We start from the raw sequence: 542 nt of genomic DNA, 5'->3' as shown, positions 1-542 counted from the left end.
TGAATCAGGTCATCACCGTCACCGCCGTATACGCGCACGGTTTGTGCTTGAGAGTAATCGGTGAGCCAGAGGTTGAATGTATCGTTGCCAGTGCCGCCAAGCAGGGTGTCGTTGCCTTCGCCGCTCATGACGGTGAAGACGTCATCTCCGGCACCGCCATCGATGCTGTCGTTACCGGTATTGCCATCAATGATGTCATTGCCGGCGCCACCAAAAATAGTGTCGTTGCCTGGGCCGCCCTGAATGGAGTCGCCGGCCCACAAGCCGCTTTCATCACCGCCTTCAATCCAGTCATTACCGCCACTGCCGGTAATCGTATCGTTACCGGCACCGCCAAGGATGGTGTCATTAAAATAGCTGCCAGCAAGTGTTTCTGCGCTGTCATTACCTGTAACTTTCCAGCCCGGAACAGCGGTGCCGTCAGGCTTTATTCCATTGGCAAAGTTATCAACGGTTAATGCCGTGACCGATACATTTTGCAGAGTGATTGCGGTATGCCAGGTACTTTGACTGCCTGCAGCGCCATCTTCGTCGTATTGGAG

Annotated in this window: 1 protein-coding gene; it reads right to left on the bottom strand. The window is 54.2% G+C overall.

The window, feature by feature from the left end:
• Positions 1-542, bottom strand: a 542-nt coding sequence (locus ACYP2A_RS22805; protein ID WP_459748211.1) for a calcium-binding protein, incomplete at both ends; no start/stop codon positions are given.

It is taken from the genome of Pseudomonas sp. 3A(2025) (assembly GCF_054589175.1).
Note: the sequence above shows the minus strand (reverse complement) of the source record. Positions and strands in the feature narration are given on the sequence as shown.